Origin of the sequence: Confluentibacter lentus (assembly GCF_002806995.1) — a bacterium.
Classification (GTDB): domain Bacteria; phylum Bacteroidota; class Bacteroidia; order Flavobacteriales; family Flavobacteriaceae; genus Confluentibacter; species Confluentibacter lentus.
Window position 1 is genome coordinate 1 of sequence record NZ_NIHE01000023.1, and the last position, 905, is coordinate 905.

Sequence of the window (905 nt, forward strand, 5' to 3'; positions counted from 1 at the left end):
CAATCCGGAGATTTAAGCAACGTGCTATTAAAATCTAATTCCTCAAAAATCATCACTGTCGAATTCATTGGCTCTGGCACACAAAAAAATGCGACACTAACCATTAACTACGGCGCTTCTGCTTCATTGGATATTTCATTAAGTTATGATTCAACGCTGTCATCACCTAATGAGGAAGACAAAACCTCTGATGTATTTACCATATACCCAAATCCATCAAGTGAATATGTTTATGTTGAAATAAAATCTTCATCCATCGATGTTACAGATTTCATGCTGTTTGATATCACTGGTAGATTGATCAAAAAAATAAAAAATAACAATCCCGAGCAGTCAACATTTAGAAAGCAATTAGATGTAAGAGGTTTACAATCGGGATTGTATACTTTATATTTACTGTCTAAAGGAAGTGTTGTCCATAAAGCAAGATTGGTAATAAACAACTAAATACTATTTCATATAATTGCCATTGGTAATTATTAATAAACCAATATTACTTTTATAAATTTTTTTGAAACAGTAAAGCTTCGCATAAATGCGAAGCTTTACTGTTTCAAAAAGTGGCTTCTTCATTGATTATTTTGTACACATCCATACCGCAAAGTGTAGGATATCTTAATATGCACTCCACCTCGTCCCCAAACAGGCTCACTTCATCGGGAAGCAAATATGCTGGATTTCATCCTCATCGCTAAATTTATACAATTAATCGAATAACCCTTTAAAACAGAACGCTTTATATTTGAGATATTTAAATTTGTGTAACTAGTTAACTTCAACACAAGCACATATCATGATTTCTCAAATTAAGATTTTACAAAATTTCATTTGCCTCATTTTTTTATTGCTGTCGTGCAACGCCTTTGCCCAGAGCTGGACCCAGTCCGAATTAAATTTCAACGGAA

Annotated in this window: 1 protein-coding gene; it reads left to right on the forward strand. The window is 33.1% G+C overall.

Annotated features, from left to right (window positions below):
* Nucleotides 1–447: T9SS type A sorting domain-containing protein (locus CDH50_RS15010; protein ID WP_157805007.1), on the forward strand; the 447-nt coding region annotated here is incomplete at its 5' end.
* Nucleotides 448–905: the final 458 nt, after the last annotated feature.